Origin of the sequence: Kitasatospora sp. NPDC006697, assembly GCF_042869935.1 — a bacterium.
GTDB lineage: Bacteria > Actinomycetota > Actinomycetes > Streptomycetales > Streptomycetaceae > Kitasatospora.
The window spans coordinates 88,592-113,147 of the sequence record NZ_JBIAGU010000028.1 but is presented as its reverse complement, the minus strand read 5'-3'; the positions used below and the strand labels follow the sequence as shown (position 1 = coordinate 113,147).

The following is a 24,556-nucleotide window of genomic DNA, read 5'->3' as shown; positions in this document are numbered from 1 at the left end:
CGGCCCCGCCCCCACGCCGGTTCAGCCGGCGGCGTGCCGGGCCCGCAGCGCCTTCTTGTCCACCTTGCCCATGCCGGTGACCGGCAGCCCGTCGGTGAACTCGACCACGGCGGGGGCGAAGTACTCGCGCAGCTGCCCCGCGACCAGCGCGCGCAGCTCCTCCGCGCCGACCCCGGCCCCCGGCGCGCGAACCACGTAGGCGTAGACGGCCTCGCCCAACTCCTCGTCCGGCACGCCGATCACGGCGGCGGCGCGGACCTCCGGGTGGCTGGTGAGGGCGTCTTCCACCACCCGGGAGAAGACGTTGGCGGCGCCCCGGCCGGTGACGATCATGTCCTTGGCCCGGTCCACCACGTAGAGGTAGCCGTCGGGGGCCAGCCGGCCCAGGTCGCCGGTGTTCAACCAGCCGTCCACCAGGGTCTCCCGGGTGAGTTCGGGATCGTCCCAGTAGCCCGTCATCACCAGCGAGCCGGCCACCCAGATCTCGCCGACCTCGCCGGCCGGCAGCGGCTTGCCGTCCCCGTCGCGGATCTCGATCCGGGAGTCGCGGAACGGCAGGCCGCAGGAGGCGATCCGCTCCGGGTGCGCCGGATCGGGCGCGGCGCCCGGGTACTCGCTGACGAAGGCGGCCTCGCTCAGCCCGTAGACCACCCGCACCACCGGGCCCAGCCGCTCGGTCGCCTGCGCCAGGCGGCGCGGGAAGACCGGCGCGCCACCGGTGTTGAGCAACTGCAGACTGCTCAGGTCGGCCGTCGCCAGGGCCGGGTGGTCCAGCACCTGGTAGAGCTGGACGGGCGTGAGCAGCACGCTGCTGGCGCGCTCGGTGGCGATCAGCTCCAGCAGCTCCGGTATGTCGAAGCCGCGGAAGAGCACCAGGGTGCTGCCGGTGAAGAGCATCAGCAGGTTGGTGACCTGCCCGCTGACGTGCGCGAAGCCGGCCGTGGCCACCTGCTTGAGCTGCGGGCCGCCGGCCGCCAGGTAGCCGGCGCCGAAGGCCAGCAGGGCCTGGAAGAAGCGCTGTTCGTGGTGGACCAGCTTGGGCCGCCCGGTCGTGCCGCTGGTGTAGAAGAGCGCCTCGGGGTCGGGTCGGCCCGCGGCCCCGGCCGGGTCGGCCGGCGGGGCGTCGACGGCCAGCAGGTCCGGACCGGCGCCGCCCGGGCCCAGGCAGAGCACCCCGCCCTGCCAGTCGCCGCGCGCGAGCAGGTCCGGGCCGTTCTCCCGGTTGTGGGTGGTGTCGTAGACCAGGAAGTCCGCCCGGGACCGGCCCAGGTAGTCCGCCTGCTCCTGGGCCGGGCTGTAGCCGGCCATCCAGACCGTGCGGCAGCCGAGCAGGTGCGCGGCGAACTGCAGCATGACGGTCTCGGGTTCGTTGCCGCTGAGCACGGCGACGGCCGAGCCCCCCCGCACGCCCTGCGCATGCAGCGCGCCGGCCAGGCGCAGGATTCCGTCGTGCAGATCGGCATAACTCAGTCGGCGGGAGCCGGAGACGATGGCTTCCCGATCGCCGAACTCGGCGAATCTTCGAAGGGCGATGACCACGTAGTTCGCGACCGAGTCGCGGGCAGCAGCATCCACGTGGGCCATTCAACCAGAGCTGCAATTCCTGTCAATGAGGACGACGGGCAACAGAATTGACGCCCGCGCTTTTCCGCCACCACTTCGCCGGACGGTTCGTCGTCGGAGCGATATCCCGCGTGGCACCCGAATGACGCATCCGATTCATGGCGCTATCGGGGCAATTGCTCTTGCCCGCGGGGGTACGGGCGTAGCGCGGTTGGAAGACCCGCGGTGCAGGCGGCCCAACCGGCCGGCGGGTGGTGGGTGGTGACCAAGGGCAGGGCCCGAACGCAGTCCGCCGAGCTGCCTCGCTCTGGGCGCGGCAGCTCGGGCCGACACCTTCTCGCGCGCCTTCCGCACCGGCGTGGTCCGGCCGACCACCGGGCCTCACCCCGCCCCCAGGTCCTTCGTCACCTCCGTCATCACCGTCTCGAGCAGCGGGCAGGCGTCCAGCTGGTCGCTGCCCTTGCTGGCGGGGGCCGGGCTGACGTCGACGGAGATCAGCTGGGCGTCGCCGGAGGCCTGCGCGGTCTGGCGGGTGAAGTTCAGCGAGCCCAGGCAGAAGCCGGTGCCGGGGAACTCGAGGCCGTCGACGTGCCCGATGGTGATCGGGTGGGACTGGCCGGAGCCGCCGGTCTGTTCCGCGTCCTGCTTGAAGGTGACGGCGATCCGGTAGGTGGTGTCCTCCTTGACCAGGGGGAGGACGCAGGCGTAGGCGCCGGTGTAGTACGCCGTGGCGGTGCTCCACCCGTTGGTCGCGAGCGCAGTGGGGTCCAGGCCGTGGCAGGGGTCCTTGCCGATCAGGGAGCGGCCGGTGGGCTGGGCCGGGCGCATCGCGAGGGCCTGGACCTTGGGGTTGATCAGGGCCGCGTACTCGGCGGCGGTGGAGCAGGCCTCCGCCCAGGGGGCCTGGTCGCTGTTCTGCTGCGGGTAGTAGCGGTTGACCTGCAGGGAGGCGCCGAATCCGGTGGTGCCGTAGGGGAGGTAGACCGTGCAGTTGTTGTCGGAGGGGGAGTTCGGGCCCTGGAACATCTGCACGCCGCCCGAGCTCACCGGGCTGTACTGCACCCGGGCGCCCGCCGTCAGGTCGGCGCTCAGGTTCACCCGGAAGCGGACCGACAGGTCGTTGGCACCGCCGTTGCTGGCGATCACCTGGCACTCCGTCAAGGGAGCGGAGGGGTGCGGGACGTGCTGCACCGACGTGCCGAACTTGGTCGGGTAGGTCAGGTCCAGCACCGCGCACGGGTCGCTGGCCCGGACGCGGGACAGAAGCGCGGCCCCGGCGGGGGCGGCACCCGCCTGCTCGGGCTTGTCCGGGACGGTGGTGGCGGCGACGGAGGGGGAGGGGGAGGCGCTGGGAGCCGGGGGTGCGCCGGTGGAGCCCGCGTGGGTGGCGTGGTGGGTGGGCGCGGAGGACGGCCAGAGCACCGCCACCAGCGCGGCCGCGGCCGCCGTGGCGACGCCCGCCGACAACCCCAGGGCCAGCCGCCGGCGACCGCCGGAGGGCGCGGGCGGCTGCGGCGGCCGGTCCCGCAGGGTCGCGTCGCCCGTCAGTGCCGCCCGGACCTCCGCCGCGCTCTGCGGGCGGTCGGCCGGGTCCTTCGCCATCAGCCGCAGGATCAACTCCGGCAGCCACGGCGGCAGGTCGGCGCGGCTGGTGCCCGGGCGGGCGGGTGTCGTGTTCAGCTGCTGCAGCATCACCGCGTGCACCGAGTCGGCGGCGAACGGCGGACGGCCCTCGACCAGGGCGTAGAGCAGGCAGCCCAGCGAGTAGAGGTCGCTGCGGTGGTCGATCCGCTCGCCGCGCACCTGCTCCGGCGACATGTACTGCGGGGTGCCGATCAGCGCGCCGGTCAGGGTCAGGGTGGGCGCCTGGGTGCGGGTCTCGACGAAGCGGGCGATGCCGAAGTCGAGCACCTTGACGGTGCCGTCCACGCCCTGGAAGACGTTGCCGGGCTTGATGTCGCGGTGCACCACGCCCTGCGCGTGCGCGGCGGTGAGGGCGTCGCAGACGCCGACCCCGACCGCGTGCACGGTGGCCGCCGGTACCGGACGGCCGTGGGCCAGCAGGGCGTTGAGCGGGGTGCCCTGGAGCAGTTCCATCACCAGGTACGGGGTGGAGCGGCCGTTCAGCACCGTCCGGCCGAAGTCGTGCACGGCCACGATCGCGGGGCTGGCGAGGGCGCCCGCGATCCGGGCCTCGCGGTCGAAGCGGTCCAGCGCCTCCTGGTCGTAGTAGCCGCTGAGCAGCTTGACCGCGACCTCGCGGCCGATCCGCTCGTCGCGGGCCCGCCAGACCTCGCCCATGCCGCCGCTGCCGAGTGTGGCCAGCAGGCGGTACCGCCCGTCGAGCAGCAGTTGGTCCACCGTGGGTGCTCCGTCCTTCGTCAGCGGTAGGCGTTGAGGGTGTTGCCGTCCAGCGCGAGGACGGTGCGGCCGGCCACCGCCGCCATCCGGTGGCCGTCCGCGCCGGAGCCGGGCAGCCGGCAGACCGCCGCACGCCGACCGGAGGCGCTGTCCAGCACGGTGAGCGCGGTGCCGTGGGCGGCGGCGAAGGCCGCGAAGCCGGGTCCGGCGAAGGCCGGGTGGGTGCTGCTGGCGTCGCCGCCCGCGTCGCGGTCGGGTGCCGCGCCGGAGTCGGCGGTCCAGTGCCAGCCGGTGTGCCCGGTCGCCGCGTCCACGTACCAGGCGTCCGGGCCGCAGCCGAAGTAGAGCCGGTCGCCGACCGCGCAGCTCGTGAGGTAGCCGTCGGAGCGGACGTCCTTGTTGCTCCACAGCTGCCGGCCGGTGGCCGGGTCCAGGCCGAGCAGGCGGGTGCCGTCCAGCACCGCCCAGACCCGCGCGGTGAGCACCGAGCGGGCGACCCGGGCCGGGTCGAGGCTGTTCGGCGCCTGCCAGGCGTCCGCTCCGGTCCGCGCGTCCACCGCGTATCCGGTGCCGCCGTCCAGGACGTGGACCAGCTTCCCGTCGGTCTGCACGCTCAACGCGTAGAGACGGTCGGGGGTGTTGATCGGGCGGCGCCAGAGCAGTCGGCCGCTCGACACGTCCAGGGCCGTGAGCTGCGGTCGGCTGCTGCCGGGCGGCGAGGCCGGGAAGAGTGCGATGCCGCCGCCGACGTCCCACATGAGGGTCTGTGAGTCGAGGCCGGCGTCCGGCGGGATCGGGCAGTTCACGGTGGTCGCGCCGTGCTCGTCCACGCCGAAGAGGACGTCCGGCCCGCCGTGGCTGAGCACCCAGGAGTAGCAGCTGCCGTCGAATACCCCGTAGACGCCCATCAGCGCGTTGCTGTCCGGCGGCAGCTTGCTCTGCCCGTCCAGGCCGGTGGAGCGGAGGTTCCACAGCGGCGTGCCGTCGTCCAGCCGGTAGGCCTCGGCCCGGCTGTCGCCGTGCCAGACCACGGTGGAGCCGAAGACCTGCATCCGGGTCACGGAGACGCCTGCGGGTCTGGGCCGGGTCCACACGGGCTGTGCCCCCAGCGAAGCACCGCTACCGTCGCCACCGCCGCCGCCCCGGACCGCCGCGAACACCGCCGCCCCGCCCGCCAGCGCGGCCACCCCCGCCGCCGCGCCGAGCAGCACCGACCGCCGGCTGCGCCCGGCGCCCGCCCGCCGCGGCGGCGCGGGCTCGGCTGCCTGCCGCAGCCGGGCCAGCTCCTGGTGCGCCGCGGCGACCGTGATCGGCAGCGCCCCCGGGGTGGTGAGCGCCAGGGCCAGGGCCCGCACGCCGTCCGGCGCGCCGGGCGCCAGCAGTCCGAGCAGCAGGCCCAGCCCGTGCGGGTCCCGGGCGGCGGCCTCCGCCCGCTCCAGCGGCGGATCCTGCAGCGCCGCCAGTTCGAAGCCGGAGAGCCGCACCGACCCGTCCGCGCCGATCAGCACCAGCTCCGGCGAGAGCAGCCCGTGCGGCACCCCCTGGGCGTGCGCGTCGGCCAGCGCCCGGCCGAGTTGCTCCGCCCAGACCACCGCCCGGCCCGCCGGCGCGGGCAGCGACTGCGACAGCAGGCCGGCCGGCAGCTCGGTCACCAGGTACGGCAGCGCCCGGCCGCCGACCACGGCCCGTCCGACGTCGTGCACCTGCACCAGCGTCGGCCCGACCAGCCCCGCCGCCGCCCGCAGCCCCGCCTCGCACCGCCCGAGCTGCGCCTCGTCGGCCACCGGGTACACCGCCACCGCGACCTCGCGCCCGACCCGCTCGTCGCGGCACCGCCAGCGGTCCGCCCCCAGCTCGGCGAGCAGCAGGTACCGCCCGTCCAGCCGCTGCCCCGGTCCCAGCCCATCCATGCGTCGACGTGCCCCCCCTCGCGCCGCCCCCCTGACGGCGCTCCGGCAGCCTACTCAGCCGATCAGCGCCGCCGCCACCTGGTGATGCCATGTCAACAAGCGTGCAGGTGGGCCGCCCACCGTGGCCGGGCCGCAGACTAGGGTGACCGGTCAAGGGCCGTGCAACGGGGAAGGACCGGCACAGATGAGCAGGCCGAAGTCGGCGCGGGTGACGGTCCGGGACATCGCCGCCGAGGCGGGGGTGTCGATCGCCACCGTCTCGCGGGTGCTGAACGGCGGGGCCGCCGTCAGCCCGGCCACCCGGCTGACGGTCCGGCAGGCGATGGAGCGGCTGGGGGCGGCCGTACCGGTGCCCGTCGCGCGTCCGGCCGGGGCCCGGACCGGGGCGGTCTTCGTGCGCTGCCCGTACCTGCTCACCGACTACTTCGGCACCCTGGTCTCGGCCGTCGCCGAGGCGCTGGACCGGCACGGCCGCCGGCTGATCCTGAACGCGGGCGACGCCGCCAAGGAGGCCCGGGTGCTGGCGGGGCTGCCGGAGCGGCGGGACATCGACGGGGCGCTACTGGTGCTGCCGGTGGAGGAGGCGGCGGAGCTGGCCGAACTGCGCAGCCGGGACTTCCCGTTCGTGGTGGTGGACCCGCGCACGCCGCTGCCCCGGGACATCGCCGGGGTCTCCGCCGCGCACTTCGCGGGCGCGCGCAGCGTGGCGGCGCACCTCGCGGAGCTGGGGCACCGGCGGATCGGGCTGATCAACGGGCCGGCGGACTGGCTGGCCAGCAGCTCGCGGTTCGGCGGGCACGCCTCCGCGCTGGCCGAGGCCGGGGTGCTGGTCGCGCCGGAGCTGGTGGTCAACGTGGAGCCCACCGCCGAGGAGGGGTACCGGGCGGCCGGCCGGCTGCTCGACCTGGCGGACCGGCCGACCGCGCTGGCCGCCTTCAACGACAAGACGGCCGCCGGGGCGCTGCGCGCCGCGCACGAGCGCGGGTTGCGGATCCCCGGCGACCTGTCCGTCGCCGGCTTCGACGACCTCTACCTCAGCCGGACCTCGGTGCCGATGCTCACCACCGTCCGGCAGCCGCTGGCCGAGCTGGGCGGGCTGGCGGTCAGCCTGCTGCTGCGGCTGCTGGACGGGCACACGGTGGAGGCGCTGCACGTGGAGCTGGCCACCGAGTTGATCGTGCGCGGCTCCACCGGGCCGGTGCCGCAGCACCGTTGAGGGCTCAGGGGCCGGCGGTGAGGTAGGTCACGGTCGGACTGCCGGAGACCTGGCCGCCGGAGTTGTCGATCACGTGGCGGATGGTGCCCTGGCCGCCGAGCGAGACGGTGACCATGTCGTGGAACGAGGAGCCGGCGGACGGCACTTCGATCGCCCGGTCGGCGACCACCGAGGAGTTGGTGCTCATGTAGCAGTAGACGCCGAGGCCCCAGGCCTGGTGCGAGGTGACCGAGTCGGCCACCTTGTAGGACGGGTAGCCGCTCTCGCCCCCGCCGGGGGTCCAACTCGCGTTGTCCGGGACGTCGTAGGGCATCTCGGACTGGTAGAAGTAGGTCCGGCCGCCGTTGCCGTTCCAGAGCGTCTGGTACTGCTGGTAGTGCTCGACGGCGAGGCCGTACATGGTGACGTTGTTCCCGTTCACCACCAGGCCGTTGGCGGCCGGGTTGGTGGTCCAGCCGACCGTGCCGCCGTTGCCGTGGTCGGCCCGCCAGATCCACAGGTCGCTGCCGATGGTGTTGTTGCTGTTGACCACCAGCGACCGGGTGGCCCGGCCGGCCACGTCGCCGCCGACCCGGAAGAAGACGTCCTGCAGGACGGTCGGGTCGGCCGAGTGGTCGGCGCTCGCGCCGGCCGGGCCGATCTGCACCAGCGAACCGCTGTTGGCCGTGCCCGCGCTGACGATCAGTCCGGCGATGTCGATGCCGTTGACGTCGGCCGTGGTGATCGCGGTGACGCCGTTGTCGGGCATCAGGGTGGCCATGCCCAGGCCGAGCACCACGGTGTCCGGGCGGGTGATGTTCAGCGGCTGGTCCAGGTGGTAGACGCCCGGCGTGATCAGCAGGTTCTTCCCGGAAGAGAGCGCCGAGTTGATGGTCCCGGCGGTGTCGCCCGCCTTCACCACGTAGAACTGGGTGATCGGGAGCGAGGTGCCCGCGGTGGTGCCGCCGGTCCAGTCCGGGCCGCCGGCGTTGCTGCGCAGCGCCGGGACCATGACGTTGTAGAGGCCGGTGGAGTCCTCGTACAGGTAGGGCTTTTCGCGCACCGTGGGGGTCTGCGCGACGGTGGTGTAGGTCGGGAAGGACTGGGCGGGCGCGCCGTTGTCGCCGACGAAGACCATGTTCCAGTTGGAGCCGGCCCAGCTGCCCATGCTGCTGTCCTGGGTCAGGAACTGCTGCTGGGTGCCGGAGTTGACCTGGCCGGAGATCCGGGAGTCGCCGATGAAGCCGCCGGAGGACCAGTTGCTGCCGGAGTTGCCGGAGGTGTAGTCGTCCAGCGTCATGTTGCCGTGCACGTCCACCCGGCGGAACGGGTCGGCCTGCGAGACGGCGTACTCCAGGGTGCCGGAGGACGGGGTGTCGGAGAGGTTCTCCACGTCGCGCCAGAAGTTCTGGGTGGCGTTGCCGCCGGACCAGGCCGCGTCCACGTGCACGCCGCCGCCGGTCAGCGAGACGTCGTCGGGGGAGGCGCCGAGGCCGGCGACCTGGGTGTAGAAGCCGACCGGCACGTCCACGCTGTAGCTGCCCGGGGCGAACAGCAGGGCGTACCGGTTGCCGCCGAACTGGTCGGACTGCTGGGAGTTGTAGACCGAGTTGATGGTGGACTGGATGCTCGCGGCGGACATCGACGGGTCGAAGAGCTTGACGTTCGGGCCGAGGTCCGGGTTGTTGGGGTTGCCCGGCGGGGTGGTGCCGCCGCTGACGGCGTTCAGCGCGAAGGACTGCGCGCCGGTGCCGTTGCAGGAGTACTGCTGGAGCTGCACCGAGTCGGCGGTGGAGGCGCTGGGCACGTCCAGGCAGAGGCCGCTGTAGTGGTTGACGAAGTGGTAGCCACCGCCGGCCTCCTGGACCGGCTGCCACTCCTGGCTGCTCCAACCCCCGTTGGACCAGAGGTGGATGAGCGCGCCGTTGGCGCTGGAGGGGCCGGCCACGTCGACCGCGGGCTGGGCGCCGTTGGAGTTGACGATCACGTAGTAGCCGGGGTCGGCGGCCGGGCGCAGCTGCCACTGCTGGGCCGTGGTGCCGTTGCAGGAGTACTGCTGGACGACGGTGCCGTTGGCGGTGCCGGCCGCGGCGGCGTCCACGCACTTGCCGCTGTTGGCGTTGACCAGGGTGTACCAGGTGGAGCTCGAAACGGCGGCGTGCGCGCTGCCCGCGCCCGCGGCGGTGGCGAGCGCCGTGGCGACCAGGACCGCGGCGGCCCCTGGTCCGAGCACGCGGCGCGCCGACCGGCCGTGCTTCGGGAAGTGTTTCATGATGGCCTCTCCCGGACGGGATTCTGTTTCTGAAACAAAAAGGCGCACATCCCGGACCGATGCGGTCGACGGCTGCTGCTCGGGGTCGCCTGGTCGAACGTCAGGCCCCGCGATGTGTGTTTCTTGAAGGAAGCAGAGGGGATGACGCCGCGTCAATACTTCGGACTCAACTGGTCCAGACCAAGTTGAGTTCAGATCATGGAAGTAAATGCGGGGCTGAGCAGGCGTTTCGCTACGACTCTTGACGCGATGTCATGGCCGCCCCCAGACTCCCGTTCTGCTCGGGTCTGATGCAGCAGATGCAGCACCGGATGAAACAGCATCCCCCACCGCCCCCACCATCGGCCATCCCTGGAGCCCCCATGCGTGCCACACCCCCGCGCCTCAAGCACGGCTTCGCCGTGCTGGCCGCGACCGCCCTCGCCTCCTCCGCCGCCCTGCTCGGCACGGCGGGTCAGGCCCACGCGGCCGCTCCGGCCCTGCCCGCCCACTTCGCCGCCCCCTACCTGCAGCTCAGCGACGGCACCGCCGGCGACCTGGCGTCCGACCTGAACGCCACCGGCCTGAAGTACTACACGCTCGCCTTCCTGATCCCGCAGTCCGGCTGCACCGCGCAGTGGGAGGACGGCGGCGCCGGGGTCGGCGCCTACACCTCGCAGATCAACGCCCTGAAGGCGGCGGGCGGTACGGCGATCATCTCGTTCGGCGGCGCGTCCGGTGGCGAGCTGGCGCAGACCTGCACCTCGGTCTCCGCGCTCACCGCGGCCTACGCCAACGTGGTCAACACCTACGGCATCACCCGCCTCGACTTCGACATCGAGGGCGGCACCCTGGGCGACAGCGCCGCCAACCAGCGCCGCAACCAGGCGCTCGCCGCGCTGCAGGCGCAGAACCCCGCGGTGCAGGTGGCCTACACCCTCGCCGTGGACCCGACCGGCCTGCCGGGCGAGGAGTACGGCGTGCTCACCGACGCCAAGAGCAAGGGCGTCAACGTCAGCGCCGTCAACATCATGACGATGGACTTCGGCAACGGCCAGAACGCGCTCAACGACGCCGAGTCGGCCGCCCGCGGCACCGCCGGCCAGCTGGCCGGGCTCTACGGCATCTCGACCTCGGCGGCCTACGGCCGGCTCGGCCTCACCCCGATCGCCGGGCAGAACGACGACAACGAGTACTTCTCGCAGTCCGACGCGCAGACCCTGGAGGGCTTCGCCGCCGCCAACGGCGTCCAGGAGCTCGCCTTCTGGGAGGTGGACTACTACGACAAGCCCACCGGCTATGCCTACTCCCGGACCTTCAACCAGCTGACCGGCGGCGGTGGCGGCTCCACCCGCACCGGCCGGATCACCGGCTACGGCGGCAAGTGCGTGGACGTCGCGGGCGCCAACTCCGCCAACGGCACCGCGGTGCAGCTCTACGACTGCAACGGCACCGGCGCCCAGCAGTGGACCGTCGGCACCGACGGCACGCTGCGCGCGCTCGGCAAGTGCATGGACGTCACGGCGGCCGGCACCGCCGACGGCACCCAGGTGCAGCTCTACGACTGCAACGGCACGGCGGCCCAGGCCTGGCAGCCGCAGGCCAACGGCGAACTGCTCAACTCCAACTCGGGCAAGTGCCTGGACGCCACCGGCCCCAGCTCGGCCAACGGCACCCGGCTGCAGATCTGGACCTGCTACGACAGCGCCAACCAGCAGTGGGCGCTGCCCAGCTGACCCCCTAGCCCCGCTAGCCCAGCTGACCCCGCTGACCCTGCGCCCGACGCGCCCTGAAGGCGGCCGCCTTCACCCGGCTCTGGCAGGCGGTGCCGCAGAACTGGCGCACCCCGTTGCGCGAGGTGTCGACGTAGACCCGGTCGCACAGCGGAGCCTGGCAGACGCCGAGCCGGCCCGCCAGGTCGCTGCCCACCGCCAGCGCGAGAGCGGTCGCGCAGCCGGCGCTCCACCCGACGGCGAGCGAGTCGTCGGACCCGTGGAAGTGCAGCTGCCAGGGCTCGCCCGGCGCCCGGTCCAACTGCGGCCGGGCGCCGGTGCCGAGCAGCAGGGCATTGACGGCGGTCGCCGCATCGTCGATCCGCTGCTCCTCGACGGCCTCGAAGACCAGCCGCAACTGCCGTGCGGTCTCGGCGAGCTGGGCGGCCTGGGCGGGGTGGACCGGGGTGCGGTCGGCGGTGGCGGGCAGCGCGGCGGCGACGGCGCCGGGCAGGGCGTCGCCGGTGGGCGCGGTGTAGCGGCGGCCGCGCTGCCCACCGTCGGTCAGGGCGTTCACGAGCGAGACGGACACGGCGAGCAGCGTCCCCACGTGACTGTCGAACATCACTTGACCGGTCACTCCTTTGGCATCTAGCGTGCGTGACTGACGATACCAAGTTCGTCGGTAATGCATACCTCGGGGGTGCCATGGGATCCGTACCGCGCACGGTCCGGCTGCTGGTCGTGGCCCGGGCCGTCAACCGGCTCGGCGCGTTCTCACTGCCGTTCCTCACCGTGCTGCTCACCACCCGCTACCACGCGAGCGCAGTGACGGCGGGCGGCGTGGTGGCGGCCTTCGGGATCGCCACCATCCCGTCACGGCTGGCGGGCGGGCGCCTCGCGGACCGGCTCGGGCGGCGGCGGACGATCGTGCTGGGGCTGACGGGGTGTGCGGTGGCGCAGGTGGGGATCGCCGCCGCCCGCGGCCTGGCCGTCGCCGCCTTGTCCGCCGTCCTCCTCGGCCTCTGCTACGAGGTCTACGAGCCGCCCAGCCAGGCGATGATCGCGGACGCGACCGGCGACGAGCACCGGGTGCGCGCCTACGGCCTGCTGAACGCGGCCCTGGCGGCGGCGGGGATGGGCGCGGGACTGCTCGCGGCGGGGGTGGGGCGATGGGACCTGCGCTGGCTGTTCGCGGTGGACGCGGGGAGCTGCCTGGCGTGCGCGGTGATCGTGCGGCTCGTCCTGCCTCCTGACTGCCCGTCGGATACGCCTCGCTCCGCCACCCCCGCCCCATGGCGCGACCGCAGACTCCTGGCAATGCTCGCAGCGGGCACCCTGTTCGCCCTGGTGTACCTGCAGATCATGCTCACCCTGCCGCTCTCGCTGGCCGACCGCGGCCTCCACCCCGCCGACGCGGGGCTGCTGATGACCGCCTCCGCCGCCACCATCGTCGCGGGCCAGCCACTGCTGCGCCGCACCTCGCTGCCGACCGCGCCGGCCTTCGCCGTCGGCTGCACCCTGCTCGCCGCCGGGCTGGCGGGTTATGCCGCTGCCCGCACCCTGCCCGCGCTGCTGGCCGTCACTGTCCTGTGGAGCCTCGGCGACCTCCTGCTCGTGGGCCGCGCCCATGCCGCGGTCGCCACCCTCGCCCCGACCGGCGCCACTGCCCGCTACCTCGCTGTCTATGGCACGAGTTGGGGCGTGGCCGGGGTGGCGGCCCCGGTGCTCGGCACGCAGTTGCTGCAACACCTGGGCCCGGCCGGGCTCTGGCTGAGCATGTCGGGGGCCGCGCTGGTGCTGGCGGCGGGGTATCCGCTCGCGCTGCGGGTGCCGCGCCCGGGAGGCGGCTGAACAGGAGAACGGCCCACCCGCCGCCTGGTCCATGCGATACGTCGGACGGATCGGGCGGCCACCCGCGGTCGGCTCCGCGATATGGTGCGATCCGGTGGTGACAGATCAGACGTATCGCCGCGAGCCGACCCGCCGTCAATCCGAACCGGCCGATCGGCGTGCGCCGCTGTGGTAGACGACTGACCGGTCGACAACCCATCAGCGCGCAGTGCACCCACCAGGTCCGCACCAGGTCCGCCCGGAGTCGTTCCACCGGGGCGGACCACGCACGCCGAGACCGCCAGGAGACCGAGCCGCCATGCCGGACACCCCCACCCGCCCCCGTCTCGCCGACGTCGCCGCTGCCGCCGCCGTGGACGCCCTGCCCTCCGGCCTGGCCGGCGGCGAACCCGGCACCGTGGTCATCCCGACCGTTCCCCGCATCGTCACCCGCGGCTCCGCCGGCGCCCCGCCGGCCGCCGCCCAGCGAAACGAGACCTGAGTGAAGATCTGGCACACCGCCCCCGAACCGCTCGACCACCCCGCCCTGCTGCTCGGTGAGGGCCCGCGCTGGGACGCCGCCACCGGCACGCTGAGCCTGGTGGGCATCGAGGACCGGCTCTTCGGCACGGTCCGCGACGGCGTCTGCGCCTTCGCCGCCGTGCCCGACACGCTGGGCTGCGCGGTGCCCTGGCAGGACGGGCGCTGGCTGGGCGCCTGGGGCACCACCGTCGGCGGGCTCACCGCCGAGGGCGCGGACCCGGTCCCGTTCGCCCAGCTGCCGCCGGACGCCGCCGAGTTCCGGGCCAACGACGGCGCCTGCGACCCGGCCGGGCGGTTCCTGGTCGGGGTGATGTCCCGCCGCGCCGCCGAGGGCCTGGGCGGGCTCTGGCAGGTCCGGCCGGACGGCACCCACCAGCAGCTGCTGGACGCGATGACCATCCCCAACGGCCTCGGCTGGTCCCCGGACGGCTCGGTGTTCTACGTCACCGACTCCGGGCCCGGCACCATCACCGCGTACGCCTACGACCCGGCCACCGGGGAACTGGGCGAGCGCCGCGGCGTGTTCCGGATCGACCCGCGGCTCGGTGCGCCGGACGGCCTGGCCGTCGACGCCGACGGCAACCTGTGGACGGCCGTCTGGGACGGCGGTGCGGTCCTGCGGCTGGCCCCCGACGGCGGGATCACCGGCGTGCTGGAGTTCCCCTTCGCCCGGCCCAGCGCCTGCGCCTTCGCCGGCCCGGAGCTGGACGAGCTGGTGGTCACCTCGGCCCGGGTCGGGCTGGAGCAGGCAGAGCTGGACCGCTTCCCGCTGTCCGGCCGCACCCTGCGGATGCGGGTGGACGCCCGCGGCCTGCCCGCCACCCGGTTCGGGGCCGCGGGGTGAAGCGGGTCGCCGTGATCACCGGGGCGGCTGCGGCCCAGGTGGTACCGGTCACCCGCATGATCCCGGCGAACCGGCCTGCCCGCCGGGAATGACCGGCGGGGGCAGCGGGGCCGGGCCGAGCGTGGTGGTGCCGGGGCGGGCCAGTCGGGTGAGGCCGTACCGGTAGGCCTCGACGGCTTCGCGGGTGCGGCCCTGGCGGTCGAGCAGGTCGCCGAGCAGGCGGGAGGTGTCGGCGAGGTCGCCGGTGACATCGGCCTCCTGCTGGAGGGCGATCGCGGTGCGGTAGTGGGTCTCGGCGCCGGACAGGTCCTCGGCGCGTTCCCGGATCCGCCCGAGCAGGTGGTGCGCGGCGGCGGCGTGGACCGCGCCGTGGCCGGGGCCCAGGCCCGTCAGCAGCTCCCCGAGGAGCTCCTCGGCCTCCGCGACGCGGCCCAGGCGCCAGCGGACGTCGGCCAGTTCGACCTCGACCTGTACCGCGTAGAAGGCGGCTCCGGTGGCCCGCAGCATGGCGGCGGCGGCGCGCAGTTCGGTCTCGGCGTCGTCCAGGCGGTCGTGCTGGGCGTGCAGGTAGCCGCGCATCCAGTGGCACTGGGCGAGTTCGGCGCGGATCTCCCACTGCTGGTACACCTCCGCGGCCCTGATCAGGGCGGCCTCGGCCTCGTCGAACCGGCCGGCGGCCGCCAGGGTGCGCGCCACGGAGCGGTGCAGGGTGGCGATGGCGACGGGGTCGGGTACGCGTGGTGCCAGGTCGAGGGCCAGTTCGGCGGCCTTCGTGGCGCGTTCCAGCGCACCGAGATCCAGGTAGGGGCCGATCACCGAGGCGTACAGCAGCATCAGCGCGCCCGGATCGGGCAGCCCGCCGCTGTTGAGTTCGTTGATCGTCGACTCCAGCAGGTAGCAGGAGTACCGCACGTCGCCCTGGAGGTAGTGCGCGGTCGCCCGGCCGCGGACGGCGCGGACCCGGGCCGGCAGCGGCTGGTCGGCCAGCAGCGCCTCGGCCTGCTCGAACTGCTCCCGGCCGGCGCCCAGTTCGCCGCGCTGGAGGAGGAACGAGCCCAGCGTGGTGCGCAGTTCGGCGACCAGGTCACCCAGGTCGTGCGCCGCGGCCCGGTCGATCAGCTCGGTGAGCACCGCTTCGGCCCGGCCCGGGTCGCCGCCGTCCATCAGTGAGCGGGCCGCGGCCTGCCCTTCGCGGATCTCGGTGCGCAGGCCGCCCGGCACGCCGTCCGCGAGCTCCTCGTAGCTGACGGCGAGCCGTTCGGCGAAGTAGCGCAGCGCCGTCTCCGAGGGCCGGGCCTTGCCGGACTCCACGGTGGAGACGAAGGCGGCGGTGTACCCGGGCTCGGCCAGGGCGCGCTGCGTCAGCCCGCGTGCGGTACGCAGCTTCTGCAGTCGCCGGCCGACCCGCTGCTCCGCGGTGTCCTGACCGCCGGCGGAACCGGGCATCGTCGCTCCTCCTCGTTCGGGGCGGGGGATTCCCCGCACTCCTACCACGAAACCGCACGGGGCCTTGTGCCCCGCGAGGTCCTGCCCTACGTTAAATCGTGCAGTAAGTGAAGTTACTGATTCATTTAACCAGGGGCGTGGGGACCGTGCGATCCGGCATCCGGCCGACCGGCCATGTGTGCGATGCTCCGCCGTTCCACGACCGCCGACCGGCGGACGCCTGCTGCCCCACCCTGCGCCCGACCGCGCGGGCCGCCTCGCGACCGCGCGGCCGGGTCCCGGGCTTCGACGCCGCATCGGCCCTGAACCGGCCGGCGGAGCCCGCGGTGCTCGACCACCTCATCCAGCTCGCGCGCGACGCGAGCCCTCTCCCCCAGGAGGAGTCCCCATGACAACGTGGAAGTCCCGCACCGCTCGCAGGCGGGCGAGCCGGCCCCGCACGGCCGCGGCAGTCATGGCCGCGGCGGCGCTCTGCTCCGGTCTGCTCGGGGTGGCGCCGGCCGTGGCGGCCACCCCGGTGGCGGCCACCGCCGCTCCGGCTCCGCCGCCCAGCATGCCGCCGGTCGCCGCGCCGGCCGCCAACGGTCCGATCTGCTGGTACGGGGCCTGCTACGACTACGTCAGCGGCCACCAGTGGACCGACACCACCGGCGCCCAGGTCCTGATGAAGATCGAGGCCCCCGTGGTCAACCCGGCCCGGACCGGTGAGCACAGCCTGCAGGAGATCGCGCTCCAGAACACCGCGCGGACCTCCACCGTCGAGATCGGCTGGACCGTGGACCCCGAGCTCAACGGGGACAGCCGGCCGCACCTGTTCGTCTACCACTGGGTCGACGGCCAGGAGAGCTGCTACAACGGCTGCGGATTCGTCCAGGTCTCCCCGGCCGTCCAGCCGGGGATGCCGCTGCCGCCGCACGCCGCGGCGAGCTTCGCGATCCGCAACATCCACGGCGACTGGTGGACCTTCCTCGACGGCCTCCCCGTGGGGTACTTCCCCGGCTCGCTGTGGAACGGCACCTACCGGAGCGCCCAACTCGTCTCGGTCTTCGGCGAGGTGGCGGAGAACACCGCCGACACCCCCAGCTGCACGCAGATGGGCGACGGCCGGTACGGCACCGATGGCGGCTCCTCCTGGATCCGCGACTACCGCATCGATGGCACGGCCGACCGGCCGAACCTGACCGTCAGCGCCACGAGCCCCACCCACTACGACGCCGGGGCGGTCACCGCCACCTCGTTCCGACTGGGCGGCCCCGGCACCGGGGCCTGCACGACGGCCGCGAGCACCACCGGCTGAACCCCGCCCGCCCTGCCGGCGGCCGTGGCGCCCCCGGTCACCTCCAGGCGTACGGACCGCGTGAGGCGTGAACGGCAGCCGTGTGCACGCTCACAACGGAGTCCGGGCCCCGGCTCCGGCCGTGAAGACCGTCGGAGCCGGGGCCCGGGGCCACAGCCGGATCACCAGGCGCACGGCCCGCCTCAGGCGAGCCGGGTGAACTCCACCCGCACCTGCGGAAGTTCGCCCTGGGCGCCGCGGTAGACCCCCTTGTGCGGGGGGACGTCGCCGTACTCGCGTCCGCGGGCGACGATGACATGGGACTCGCCCGGCTGGGTTCCGTTGGTGGGGTCGTGGCCGACCCACTCGCCTGCCCAGTACTCGACCCACGCGTGGCTCTCACCGGCCACCGGGCGGTCGAGCTGGGCGTCGGGCGAGGGATGGAGGTAGCCGGAGACGTAGCGTGCGGGGAGCCCGGCCGCGCGGAGCAGCGCGGCGGTGAGATGGGCGAAGTCCTGGCAGACGCCCACCCGGTGGTCCCAGGCGTCCTGCGCGCCGCTCTGCACACCGGTGGTGCCCGGGGTGTAGGCGAGGCGCTCCCCGACCAGTTCGCTGAGCGCCGCCGCCGCCTGGTGGGCGTCCAGGCCGTCGGCGGCCGCGACGGCCCGGGCGGCGAGGTCCGGGCTCACCGTGGTGCGCGGCGTCGCGGAGAGGTACTCCGCCAGGCGGGACTCGGCCGACCGCGCGGCGATCTCGGCCCGGCTCGGCGGGGTGGGCAGCTGGGTCGGTGGGGCGGTCTCGACCAGGCTGGTCGCCGTGAGCGAGAGGCTGGTGTGGGGGTCCGCCAGGTCGAACACGGTGACCTGGGTGCCCCAGTAGTCCCAGTAGGTCCACATCGCCGCGCCGGGGGTGACGACCACCCGCGAGTCCAGCACGGTCTGGGTCGGCAGGGTGAGCGGGGTCATCCTGGCCTCGTTGTGCGAGGAGGAGGCGGGGCTCGGGTATCCCACCCGGGTCTCGTGGCGTATCCGCAGTCTGCTGGCCATGCCGGTCACACTCCCTCGCGTGGTACGGAATCGTGGTGGGACCACTCGACCGGGCCGTCGTAGGGGAAGTAGCGCTCGGCCACGGCCCGGGTGGCCTCACCGCAGGCGAGCTGGAGTTCGCTCAGCAGCGCGGGCAGCCGCTCCAGCTCGGCAGCGTCGAGGTACTCCAGCCGGGTGCGCATCCGGCCCACGGTCAGCCGCGCCGGTTCCGGCCGCTGCCACGCGGGAGTGCCGCCGCCGAGCTCGGCCAGGCAGCCCTCGGCGGCGGTCAGCGCGTGCAGGACGGAGCGCGGGAATCCGCGGTCCAGCAGCAGGAAGGCCGCCGCCTCGCCCGGATCGGTGCCGGCGCCGCGTGCCCGGACGAACGCCTCGTCCGCGCCGCTGGCGCTGAGCAGTGTGGGCCAGTCGGGGGCGTGCACGGCGGCGAGCACCCGGACCGCCAGCAGCCGGGCGGTCATGTCGACCCGTTCGAGGCTGCGCCCGAGGACGACGATGCGCCAGCCGTCGTCGCGGCTCATGGTGGAGTCGGCGAGCCCGAAGAACAGGGCCGCCCGGCGGCGGACCAGCCCGAGGTAGGCGTGCGGTCCGGTGCGGCGCGCGGCGCGGCGGTGCTCGGCCAGCTGGTGCCAGGTGGAATTGAGGGTCTCCCACATTTCGGTGGAGACCACGTCGCGCGCCGTCAGCGCGTTCTGCCGGGCCGCGGTGAGCGCGCCCTCGATGGAGCCCGGGTTGATCGCGTCGAAGGCGAGCCGGGCCAGTACCGAGCCCATGTCGCAGTGCTGTTCGGCCGGGACGGCCACGCCGAGGATGGCGTGCAGGGAGCGGCAGGCGGCGTCCTCGTCGCTCCACGGGTCCTCGAGGAGCCGGTGCAGGTAGGCATCCAGGATGCGGGCGGTGTCGTCGGCGCGCTCCACGTAACGGCCGAGCCAGAACAGGGACTCGGCGATCCGGGAGAGCATGGTGTCGGTGGTGATCACTGCTGCTGTGCCTCCTCCTGGGTCGAGCTTCCGGGTATGCTCCCGGCTCCCGGTCCGAACTGACGAGGGCTCACCTCCTGTACAGCGGCGGGCTGTTCGGCGGCCTTCCGGGCCGGCTGGGTGCCGGGGGCCAGCACCCAGGTGTCCTTGGAGCCGCCGCCCTGGCTCGAGTTGACGATCAGGTTGCCCTCGCCCAGGGCCACCCTGGTCAGCCCGCCGGGCAGCAGCCACACGTCGGTGCCGTCGTTGACGGCGAACGGCCGCAGGTCGATGTGGCGGGGTGCGAGCCCGTCCCGGCCGTCCGCCCGATGGCTCAGCGTCGGGGAGGTGGAGAGCGCCACCGGACGCTGGGCGATCCAGCCGCGCGGGTCGGCCGCCACCTCCTTGGCGAGCCGGTCCAGCGCGTCCCGCTCGGCCCGCGGGCCGATGACGATGCCCTTGCCGCCGGCGCCGTCGACCGGCTTCAGCACGAGTCGGTCCAGCTGGTCCAGCACCTCTTCCAGCCGGCCCGGCTCCTCCGGCCGGATGCTCTCGACATTCGGCAGCAGCGGCTCCTCCGCCAGGTAGTAGCGGATCAGGTCGGGAACGTAGGTGTAGAGCAGCTTGTCGTCGGCGATGCCGTTGCCCACCGCGTTGGCCAGGGTGACGGTCCCGGCGTGCGCCGCGGCCATGATGCCCGGTACGCCGATCAGCGAGTCGGGGCGGAAGTGCAGCGGGTCGAGGAAGTCGTCGTCGAGCCGCCGGTAGATCACGTGGACCGGGGACTCGCCCCTGGTGGTGCGCATCCGCACCCGGTTGCCCGAGCAGACCAGGTCGCGGCCCTCGACCAGCTGCACGCCCATCAGCCGGGCCAGCAGGGCGTGTTCGAAGTAGGCCGCGTTGGCCACCCCCGGAGTGAGCACGACCACGACCGGATCGGTCACGCCCTCGGGCGCGCAGGCCTGGAGAGCGGCCAGGAGCCGCTGGGGGTACTCGGCCACCGGGCGCACGGGCTGCTCGGCGAAGAGCGCGGGGAAGGTCCGGGTCATCACGCGGCGGTTCTCGATCACGTAGGACACGCCGGACGGCACCCGGACGTTGTCCTCCAGCACCCGGAACAGGCCCTCCTCGTCCCGGACCAGGTCGATCCCGGAGACGTGGATGCGGACCCCGTTCGGAGGCTCGACACCGTGCGCCGCGCGGTGGAAGTGCGGCGACGAGAAGAGCAGCCGGTAGGGCACCACACCGTCGGCGAAGACCCGCTGCCTGCCGTAGGCGTCGGCGAGGAACGCCTCCAGGGCCAGGACCCGCTGTCGCACGCCCCGGCTCAGCTGATCCCACTCGACGGCGTCGAGCAGGCGTGGCACCAGATCGAGCGGGAAGGGGCGTTCCTCGCCGCCGTAGGAGTAGGTCACCCCGCGGTCGGTGAAGGCGCGCGCCATCTGGTCGGTCCGGTACCGGAGTTCCACGGAATCCAGGGGGTTCAGTGCGGCGAAGACGGCCTCGTAGGCCGGCCGCACCACCCCGGGGCGCTCGAACATCTCGTCCCACGCGTCCGCCGGCGTGTACGAGTCAAAAATATCGGCCATGACGAGACGCTATGGGCGCCCGGTTTCCGCCCTGTCACGGCTGGACTACCGAAAATCACACGGCCCAGCTCAGGCCGGCCGTAAGGACCGGCCGCACCGTGCAAGGTGACGATGTGCCACCTGAACGGGCGTCAGGTGCGATCGACCCTCCGAACAGACGGATGACCCGATCAGAGTCTGATCGGGTCATCCGTCGATATGTGTCCGAGGGGGGACTTGAACCCCCACGCCCGATAAAGGGCACTAGCACCTCAAGCTAGCGCGTCTGCCATTCCGCCACCCGGACTGGGTGTGCGCCTCGGGAATTCTGTGTGGTCCCCGTGGCGACAGAGAGAACAGTAGCAGGTTTTGGAGGGGTCCCACCTGCGGGTTCCTGCGGGGGTGAGCGGTAGTGCGCCGGTTGTGGGGGGTGGCGCGGTCGGAAGTGGCGGCGGATCGGTCGGGAGCGGTCGGAAGCGGTCGGGGGCGGACAAGTTCCTCGTCCTCGGGTGGGGAGCGGGGGGTGCTCTCCTAGCCTCGGGGGGAGTGGGGGACCCGGACCGGAGCCCTGAACGGAACGCCCCGTTCACCGGGCCCCCGGTCGTCAGAAGGGCGGCAGGACGTGGAGCGGACCAGCGCGACGGCAGCGGGACCCGTGCAGCGGGCCGACGGCGGGTGGCGGATCGTCGCCGAGGCCCGGGAGGCGGCGGTGCCGCGGGTGCGGCACGCCGTGCGGGACCTGCTGGCGGAGCAGGGGCTGGTCGGCGAGCGGTACGCGGACCTGGTGGACGGCCTGCTGCTGATCGTCTCCGAGCTGGTGACCAACGTGGTCACCCACGCGGCACTGCTCACCCCCCTGGTGACCTGCGAGGTGCTGATCGGCGACGGCCGGGTGCGGGTCGCGGTGGAGGACGGGCACCCGTACCGGCCCAAGGCCGTGCAGAGCGACGAGGAACAGACCGGCGGCCGCGGGCTGATGATGGTCAAGAGCATCAGCCTGGCGGCCGGCGGCGCCTGCGACGTGGAGCAGACCGGGGACGGTGGCAAGGTGATCTGGGCCGAGCTGCCGCTCCCCGGGCGGTGAGCGGCTACCAGCCCCGGCCGGCGATCTCCCGGATGCCGGGCAGCGCGGCCTCGAAGACGGTGCTGAACCAGACCGAGAAGGGCTTCTCCGCCTGCAGCTCCTTCAGCTCCTGGGCGGTCACGAAGCGGGTGGAGTCGACCTCGTCCGGGTGCGGCCGCAGCTCGTCGGTGACCAGGCCGACGAAGAGGTGGTTCCACTCCCGCTCGATCAGCCCGGTGGCCTCGTCCGGCAGGTCGTAGCGCACGGTGCCGGCCGAGCAGAGCAGCGCCGGGGCGGCGCCCAGCTCCTCGGCGGTGCGGCGGGCGGCGGCGACGAACGGCGGCTCGTCCGGGTACGGGTGGCCGCAGCAGGTGTTGGACCAGACGCCGGGGGAGTGGTACTTGCCCAGCGCCCGGCGCTGCAGCAGCAGCCGGCCCTGCTTGTCGAAGAGGAAGACCGAGAACGCCCGGTGCAGGTGCCCGGGCTGCTGGTGGGCCCAGTGCTTCTCCGCGGTGCCGATGGTGACGCCCTCGTCGTCCACCAGCTCCAGCAGGATCTCGGGCGCGGCCGCGGCCACGTTCTCGGCGGCCAGGCTGGTCGGTCGGCTCTCGGGCATGGGACCTCTTTCGGCACGGGGACCGGCGCCGCCACCCGGACCTCCCGGCCGGGCGAGCCCCCCCGGTCCTGCGGACGGCAGCAGTCGGCCCCCGGAAAGGCGGGCGCGACGAACGGGTGCAACGAGCACGCCCCCGGAGCGGTCACGGCCGGTCCCTGAGGGCGCAGGTGCCAGTCTGCCCCATGCCCGGCGCGCGGGGACGGATTCGACGCCGTTGCCCGGTACGGGGGCCCTTTCGGGGGGCGCGCGCCCGGCCGCGCGCCCCCGCGCCGTCCACGCCGCACCCCCGCGGCCGGAGATTCGTCCACAACTCATCCACGGCTCGGACACCGGCGGCACCCCTGGCGGACCACCCGCCTCCACCGAGCCGGACGCCGGCACGGCACCGGGCCCCGGACCGGCCCGGCCGCCGTTCGGGCCGGTCACGCACGTCGCCTACCATCGCTTACGGCACAGCCCGCGGCCCGGCGGAGACGAAACCGGCCACCGGCGTGAGCGCTGCCGACCGCCCGGTCCGACGAACCACAGGAGACCCCGCATGATCGGCCTCGTTCTGGCAGCCGGCGCCGGCCGCCGGCTGCGTCCGTACACCGACACGCTGCCCAAAGCCCTGGTGCCGGTGGACGGCGAGAAGACCGTGCTGGACCTGACCCTGGGCAACTACGCGGAGGTCGGGCTGCGGGAGGCCGCCATCGTGGTCGGCTACCGCAAGGAGGCGGTCCAGGAGCGCAAGGCCGAGCTGGAGCGGCGCTACGGGGTGCGGCTGACCCTGGTGGAGAACGACCGCGCCGAGGAGTGGAACAACGCCTACTCCCTCTGGTGCGCCCGCGAGCTCTTCGCCGAGGGCCTGCTGCTGGCCAACGGCGACACCCTCCACCCGGCCTCGGTGCAGCGCACCCTGCTGGACGCCAACGACCGGCTGACCGCCGAGGGCCGGGCCCCGGGCCTGCTGCTCGCGCTGGACACCGTGAAGAAACTGGCCGACGAGGAGATGAAGGTCGTCGTCGACCCGGCAAAGGGCGTGCAAAAGATCACCAAGCTGATGGACCCGGCCGCGGCGACCGGCGAGTACATCGGCCTCACCGTGATCAACCCGTCGGCCGGCGCCGACCTGGCGGACGCGCTGCGCACCACCTACGAGCGCGACCCGCAGCTCTACTACGAGGACGGCTACCAGGAGATGGCCGACCGCGGCCTGCGGATCGACGTGCAGCCGATCGGCGAGGTCTCCTGGGTCGAGGTCGACAACCACGAGGACCTGGCGAAGGCCCGGGAGATCGCATGCCGGTACTGACCAGGCTGATCCCCTCCCCGCTCTTCGTCGAGATCCGCGCCGGCGCGCTGGACGCGCTGGCCGGCATCCTGGCCGACCAGCGGCTCTCCAGCGCCGGCCGGATCGCGGTGGCGATCAGCGGCGGCAGCGGCGCCAAGCTGCGCCAGCGGCTGGAGCCCCAGCTGCCGCAGGCCGACTGGTACCGGGTCGAGGACGGCACCCTGGACGCCGCGGTCAAGCTGGCCGAGCAGATGCGCGGCGGCCACTACGACGTCCTGGTCGGCATGGGCGGCGGTAAGATCATTGACGCCGCGAAGTACGCGGCGGCCCGGGTCGGGCTGCCCGTGGTCGCGGTCGCCACCAACCTCGCGCACGACGGCCTCTGCTCCCCGGTCTCCTCGCTGGAGAACGACGCCGGGCGCGGCTCCTACGGCGTGCCCTCGCCGATCGGCATCGTGGTCGACCCGGACGTGGTCCGGGAGGCACCGCTGCGGTTCGTCGCGTCCGGGATCGGCGACATCGTCTCCAACATCTCGGCCTGCGCCGACTGGGAGCTGTCGCACCGCGAGACCGGCGAGGCGGTGGACGGACTGGCCGTCGCGATGGCCCGGTCCGCGGGCGAGAACATCCTGCGGCACCCCGGGAAGCTGCCCGACCCGGACCTGCTGACAGCGCTCGCGGAAGCACTGGTACTGTCCGGCATCGCGATGAACATCACAGGCAGCACCCGGCCCTCGTCGGGCGCCTGCCACGAGATCTCGCACGCCCTGGACGTGCTGTACCCCAAGCGTTCCGCCCAGCACGGCGAGCAGGTCGGCCTCGGGGCCGCCTTCGCGAGCCACCTGCGGGGCGAGCGCGAACTGACCGGTCTGATCGTCGACTGCCTGCGGACCCACGGCCTGCCGGTGACCGCCGATCAGCTCGGTTTCTCCGAGGCGGAGTTCACCGACGCGGTGCACTACGCTCCGAATACCCGCCCGGGCCGCTTCACCATCCTCGAGCACCTCGACCTCTCGCCCACAGCCATCAGGGACGCGTACGCCGACTATGTCCAAGCCGTCAACTGCTGAGTCGCCCTCAGCCTCCCGCCCGCCGGTCGA

General features: G+C 73.5%; 19 protein-coding genes and 1 tRNA gene. 9 read left to right on the top strand and 11 right to left on the bottom strand.

Annotated elements, in window-relative coordinates:
• Window positions 1-21: 21 nt before the first annotated feature.
• The 3 genes from ACFYNO_RS30905 to ACFYNO_RS30895 all read right to left on the bottom strand — a co-directional run bounded on the left by ACFYNO_RS30905 (window position 22) and on the right by ACFYNO_RS30895 (window position 5,834).
• Entirely contained in the window at window positions 22-1,575 is a 1,554-nt protein-coding gene (locus ACFYNO_RS30905) for an AMP-binding protein (RefSeq protein ID WP_388019994.1), read from the bottom strand.
• 369 nt (window positions 1,576-1,944) lie between these two features.
• Complete coding sequence (locus ACFYNO_RS30900; protein WP_388019991.1) at window positions 1,945-3,924, bottom strand: serine/threonine-protein kinase; 1,980 nt, start codon at window positions 3,922-3,924, stop codon at window positions 1,945-1,947.
• A gap of 20 nt (window positions 3,925-3,944) precedes the next feature.
• Window positions 3,945-5,834, bottom strand: a complete 1,890-nt coding sequence (locus tag ACFYNO_RS30895) for a PQQ-binding-like beta-propeller repeat protein (RefSeq protein ID WP_388019988.1) — start codon at window positions 5,832-5,834, stop codon at window positions 3,945-3,947.
• A 184-nt stretch (window positions 5,835-6,018) separates the two neighbouring features.
• On the opposite strand from ACFYNO_RS30895, the gene ACFYNO_RS30890 reads away from it, so the two are divergent.
• A complete protein-coding gene (locus ACFYNO_RS30890) occupies window positions 6,019-7,050 on the top strand; it encodes a LacI family DNA-binding transcriptional regulator (protein ID WP_388019985.1) in 1,032 nt (343 codons plus the stop codon).
• A gap of 4 nt (window positions 7,051-7,054) precedes the next feature.
• Here ACFYNO_RS30890 and ACFYNO_RS30885 read toward each other — a convergent pair whose 3' ends face one another.
• Entirely contained in the window at window positions 7,055-9,301 is a 2,247-nt protein-coding gene (locus ACFYNO_RS30885) for an RICIN domain-containing protein (RefSeq protein WP_388019982.1), read from the bottom strand.
• Window positions 9,302-9,663: 362 nt separating this feature from the next.
• On the opposite strand from ACFYNO_RS30885, the gene ACFYNO_RS30880 reads away from it, so the two are divergent.
• Window positions 9,664-11,016, top strand: a complete 1,353-nt coding sequence (locus ACFYNO_RS30880; RefSeq protein WP_388019979.1) for a ricin-type beta-trefoil lectin domain protein — start codon at window positions 9,664-9,666, stop codon at window positions 11,014-11,016.
• Between the two features lie 13 nt (window positions 11,017-11,029).
• Here ACFYNO_RS30880 and ACFYNO_RS30875 read toward each other — a convergent pair whose 3' ends face one another.
• Entirely contained in the window at window positions 11,030-11,617 is a 588-nt protein-coding gene (locus tag ACFYNO_RS30875; protein ID WP_388019976.1) for a CGNR zinc finger domain-containing protein, read from the bottom strand.
• An 83-nt stretch (window positions 11,618-11,700) separates the two neighbouring features.
• Between ACFYNO_RS30875 and ACFYNO_RS30870 the strand changes: the two genes are divergently transcribed.
• From ACFYNO_RS30870 to ACFYNO_RS30860, 3 genes are all read left to right on the top strand, one after another.
• The gene (locus ACFYNO_RS30870) at window positions 11,701-12,846 is read left to right on the top strand and encodes an MFS transporter (protein ID WP_388019973.1); all 1,146 of its coding nucleotides are present in this window, start codon (window positions 11,701-11,703) and stop codon (window positions 12,844-12,846) included.
• A 298-nt stretch (window positions 12,847-13,144) separates the two neighbouring features.
• On the top strand, window positions 13,145-13,327 hold the full coding sequence (locus ACFYNO_RS30865; RefSeq protein WP_388019970.1) for a hypothetical protein: 183 nt from the start codon (window positions 13,145-13,147) through the stop codon (window positions 13,325-13,327).
• Window positions 13,328-14,212 carry an SMP-30/gluconolactonase/LRE family protein gene (locus ACFYNO_RS30860; protein WP_388019967.1) on the top strand — a complete coding sequence of 295 codons (885 nt, stop codon included), beginning with the start codon at window positions 13,328-13,330 and terminating at the stop codon, window positions 14,210-14,212.
• 48 nt (window positions 14,213-14,260) lie between these two features.
• Here the strand turns inward: ACFYNO_RS30860 and ACFYNO_RS30855 are convergent, their stop codons facing one another.
• Window positions 14,261-15,658, bottom strand: coding sequence for a tetratricopeptide repeat protein (locus tag ACFYNO_RS30855; RefSeq protein WP_388019964.1), 1,398 nt, complete (start codon window positions 15,656-15,658; stop codon window positions 14,261-14,263).
• A gap of 388 nt (window positions 15,659-16,046) precedes the next feature.
• Here ACFYNO_RS30855 and ACFYNO_RS30850 point away from each other — a divergent pair, with 388 nt between their 5' ends.
• Window positions 16,047-16,955, top strand: coding sequence for a neprosin family prolyl endopeptidase (locus ACFYNO_RS30850; RefSeq protein WP_388019961.1), 909 nt, complete (start codon window positions 16,047-16,049; stop codon window positions 16,953-16,955).
• Between the two features lie 182 nt (window positions 16,956-17,137).
• Here ACFYNO_RS30850 and ACFYNO_RS30845 read toward each other — a convergent pair whose 3' ends face one another.
• From ACFYNO_RS30845 to ACFYNO_RS30830, 4 genes are all read right to left on the bottom strand, one after another.
• Entirely contained in the window at window positions 17,138-17,980 is an 843-nt protein-coding gene (locus ACFYNO_RS30845) for a transglutaminase domain-containing protein (RefSeq protein WP_388019958.1), read from the bottom strand.
• 5 nt (window positions 17,981-17,985) lie between these two features.
• The gene (locus tag ACFYNO_RS30840; RefSeq protein ID WP_388020039.1) at window positions 17,986-18,939 is read right to left on the bottom strand and encodes an alpha-E domain-containing protein; all 954 of its coding nucleotides are present in this window, start codon (window positions 18,937-18,939) and stop codon (window positions 17,986-17,988) included.
• A gap of 14 nt (window positions 18,940-18,953) precedes the next feature.
• Window positions 18,954-20,525, bottom strand: a complete 1,572-nt coding sequence (locus ACFYNO_RS30835) for a circularly permuted type 2 ATP-grasp protein (RefSeq protein WP_388019955.1) — start codon at window positions 20,523-20,525, stop codon at window positions 18,954-18,956.
• 201 nt (window positions 20,526-20,726) lie between these two features.
• Window positions 20,727-20,811: transfer RNA gene (locus ACFYNO_RS30830), tRNA-Leu, on the bottom strand.
• A 315-nt stretch (window positions 20,812-21,126) separates the two neighbouring features.
• Here ACFYNO_RS30830 and ACFYNO_RS30825 point away from each other — a divergent pair.
• Window positions 21,127-21,588 carry an ATP-binding protein gene (locus tag ACFYNO_RS30825; RefSeq protein WP_388019952.1) on the top strand — a complete coding sequence of 154 codons (462 nt, stop codon included), beginning with the start codon at window positions 21,127-21,129 and terminating at the stop codon, window positions 21,586-21,588.
• A 4-nt stretch (window positions 21,589-21,592) separates the two neighbouring features.
• Here ACFYNO_RS30825 and idi read toward each other — a convergent pair whose 3' ends face one another.
• Window positions 21,593-22,183 (bottom strand): isopentenyl-diphosphate Delta-isomerase, encoded by a 591-nt coding sequence (gene idi, locus ACFYNO_RS30820; RefSeq protein WP_388019949.1) that lies wholly within the window; start codon window positions 22,181-22,183, stop codon window positions 21,593-21,595.
• Window positions 22,184-22,721: 538 nt separating this feature from the next.
• Here idi and ACFYNO_RS30815 point away from each other — a divergent pair.
• Window positions 22,722-23,477, top strand: coding sequence for a sugar phosphate nucleotidyltransferase (locus ACFYNO_RS30815; RefSeq protein ID WP_388019946.1), 756 nt, complete (start codon window positions 22,722-22,724; stop codon window positions 23,475-23,477).
• On the top strand, window positions 23,465-24,526 hold the full coding sequence (locus ACFYNO_RS30810; RefSeq protein WP_388019943.1) for an iron-containing alcohol dehydrogenase family protein: 1,062 nt from the start codon (window positions 23,465-23,467) through the stop codon (window positions 24,524-24,526). The genes ACFYNO_RS30815 and ACFYNO_RS30810 overlap by 13 nt, the downstream gene beginning before the upstream one ends.
• The last annotated feature ends 30 nt before the right edge of the window (window positions 24,527-24,556 follow it).